This window comes from Bradyrhizobium sp. (genome assembly GCF_016462955.1).
In the GTDB taxonomy this organism is placed as follows: Bacteria; Pseudomonadota; Alphaproteobacteria; order Rhizobiales; family Xanthobacteraceae; genus Bradyrhizobium.
In genome coordinates this window covers 1-2,780 of the sequence record NZ_JAEMSD010000285.1, presented here as the reverse complement: position 1 = coordinate 2,780, position 2,780 = coordinate 1, and the positions used below count along the sequence as shown (strand labels likewise).

The 2,780-nt window shown below is 67.4% G+C and carries 3 protein-coding genes and 1 pseudogene; 2 read left to right on the top strand and 2 right to left on the bottom strand.

Going from position 1 to position 2,780, the window contains the following annotated elements; translation table 11 throughout:
• Window positions 1-516, bottom strand: a pseudogene (locus JHD07_RS24870) (hypothetical protein); the annotation flags it as partial.
• 191 nt (window positions 517-707) lie between these two features.
• Here JHD07_RS24870 and JHD07_RS24865 point away from each other — a divergent pair.
• Window positions 708-1,715 (top strand): KpsF/GutQ family sugar-phosphate isomerase, encoded by a 1,008-nt coding sequence (locus tag JHD07_RS24865; RefSeq protein WP_291626856.1) that lies wholly within the window; start codon window positions 708-710, stop codon window positions 1,713-1,715.
• A 33-nt stretch (window positions 1,716-1,748) separates the two neighbouring features.
• Here the strand turns inward: JHD07_RS24865 and JHD07_RS24860 are convergent, their stop codons facing one another.
• Complete coding sequence (locus JHD07_RS24860; protein WP_291626855.1) at window positions 1,749-2,306, bottom strand: carboxymuconolactone decarboxylase family protein; 558 nt, start codon at window positions 2,304-2,306, stop codon at window positions 1,749-1,751.
• 72 nt (window positions 2,307-2,378) lie between these two features.
• On the opposite strand from JHD07_RS24860, the gene JHD07_RS24855 reads away from it, so the two are divergent.
• On the top strand, window positions 2,379-2,702 hold the full coding sequence (locus JHD07_RS24855) for a helix-turn-helix domain-containing protein (protein ID WP_291626854.1): 324 nt from the start codon (window positions 2,379-2,381) through the stop codon (window positions 2,700-2,702).
• The last annotated feature ends 78 nt before the right edge of the window (window positions 2,703-2,780 follow it).

Here is a 2,780-nt window from a genome sequence, read left to right as displayed (position 1 = left end):
CGCCATGGCCGGCGGCACGGGCACCTTGTGCGCCGTCTCCGACGGCGGCGGTGCGATGCGCGGCGGGGTTAGCGTCGCGGCCGGCGCTGCCGGCGGCGTCGGCGAACCGGGGCCGGCCGGACGCTTCGGCTTCGGCTGCCCCGGATAGAGCTTCGGCTGCTGCCGCTTGCGATTGAGCGAGTCGTAACCCGAGCCGCTCGCACCATTCGCGGCCGGCAGGCCATAGGTCGGGACCTGACCGACACGCGAGTTTGCCGGCGTCTGCTGGCGCGGGCCGGCATTGGGATCGGGCAGCCTGGGCAGCGCGTCGGACGGAGACTGCGGCACGCCGGCTGTTCGGCGCGTCGGCAGCATGTCGGGCGAGGCAAAGCCGCCGCGATTGGGGTTGAACAGGTCGGGCGTGAGGCTCTGGGCCGCCACCGGACCGCTGCCGAGGGCCGTCAACGCGAGGCACGGCAAAGCCGCGCGCAGGAAATGCGCGACAGTGCTCCGGCTCCTGCCTGGAGACGACCCCACGATGGAATTATCCCAACAAAATCAACTGCTTCCATGATCGTCCCCGCCGACTGACAGGAACCATCGTTAATGGAGTTAAAACAATTATGGTTAATGACCGGTTGAGGGCGCCGGAGCGCGCGTCGCCTCGCGGGTCTGGCCGTGCTAAGCAGGCGCCAATGGGCGAGCGCCCCTCCTCCCTGGACCAGAGCATGCCGAGTTCGAAACCGCTGATGACCCAATCATCCGGCTCCATCCCTGACAGCGTCGAATCCGCGCTCCGCACCCTGGAGACGGAGAGCGGCGGCATCAACGCCCTCGCCGCCGCCCTGCGCGGCCCGCTCGGCACGACGTTCGCGAAAGCGGTGGACCTGATCCGCAACGCCAAGGGCCGCGTCATCGTCACCGGACTCGGCAAGTCAGGCCATATGGGGCGCAAGATCGCGGCAACGCTGGCCTCGACCGGCACGCCGGCCTTCTTCGTGCACGCCGCCGAAGCCGGCCATGGCGATCTCGGCATGATCACGCCCGACGACGTCATTCTGGCGCTGTCCTGGTCCGGCGAGCAGCCCGAGATGAAGAACCTCGTGAACTATTCGGCACGGTTTGCGATCCCGATGATCGCGGTGACCTCGAACGCTTCGTCCTCGCTGGGACAGGCCGCCGACCTCGTGATCGAGTTGCCGAAGGCGCGCGAGGCCTGCCCGCACAATCTGGCACCGACGACGTCGACGCTGATGCAGGCCGCGATCGGCGATGCGCTCGCGATCGCGCTGCTCGAAGGGCGCGGCTTCACGGCGCTGGAGTTCGCGCATTTCCATCCCGGCGGCAAGCTGGGCGCGATGCTGAAATTCGTCCGCGACTACATGCGCACCGGCGCGGAAATCCCGATGAAGCCGCTCGGCACCGAGATGTCCGAGGCCGTGGTCGAGATGTCGGCCAAGGGGCTCGGCTGCGTCTGCATCGTCAACGCTGCCGGCGAGGCGGTCGGCATCATCACCGACGGCGACCTGCGCCGTCACATGCGGCCCGATCTGCTGACGGTGACCGTCGACGAGATCATGACGAAGCAGCCCAAGAGCGTGCCGCCCTCGATGCTGGCGACCGAGATGATCGAGGTGCTGAACACGCGCAAGATCACGACGCTGCTGGTGACCGAGGCCGGCAAGGTGGTCGGGATCGTGCATCTCCACGACCTGCTGCGCGCGGGCGTGGCGTAGGGCGCGCGCCCTCTCACCTCATCATTGCGGCCGCTAGAGGGCCGCCGGAAACCGCGCCGCATTCTCCTCCAGCGGCAACTTCAGCCCGTTCGCCAGATACGACACGGTGCGATAGAAACCGCACAGCAGCATGATCTCGAGGATTTGCGCCTCGTCGTAGTGCGCCGATAGCGCGGCAAACTCCCCGTCACACAGCGTCGCGCGATGATGCAACGCGTCAACGGCGGCGATCAGCGCCTGCTCGGCTGGTGACCAGCACGCCGACGTCGCATCGCCGAGCACCGTCGCACGCACCTCGTCCTCGGAGAGCTTTGCCGGTCCGGCAAAGACCGAGACATGCACGCCCCATTCATATTCGCATCCGTTCAGCGCGCAGGTGCGGTCGATGACGATCTCGCGCTGCCGCAGCGAGAGGGGCCCCGGATCAAGCAGCCCGCCGGCGCGAAACTTGTCCCAGGCGCGGCCATGGCGCGCCATCACCCGGAACAGCATCAGCGGCGGCGCTCCGCGCATGATGCGGTCGAATTGCGCCTGGATCTCCGGGGGATAAGGCGCCGCGAGCGGGGCAATGCGCGGTCTGGCTTCGGACATCGGCCACTCCATCTGCTACACTTACAGTAGCATGTAAGCTACATTATTTGTAGCATGGCGCAAGAGGCGACGATGGCCAAACAAGCCGTAAAGACACACAGCGTCCGCGGCTCCCGCACCGGGCGGCCGATCATGGCGCTGCTCGACCTGCTCGGTCGGCGCTGGGCCTTGCGAATCTTGTGGGAGTTGCGCGATGGACCCCTCACCTCGCGCGCGTTGCGCGGCGCTTGCGACGAGGCCTCGCCGACGGTGCTGCAGGCGCGGCTGACCGAGCTGCGGGAAGCGGGATTCGTGGAGCTGGGCGACGGTGGAGGTTACGGGCTGACGCCGCTCGGGCGAGACTTGTGCGAGACCTTCATGCCGCTGCACAGGTTTGCGGAGCGGTGGAAGAGGTAGGGTTCTCGCTTACCCTCCCCTGGAGGGGGCCTGGAGGGGAAGGGTCGCTACGCATGCAGCGCAGCGAAATGCGTAGCG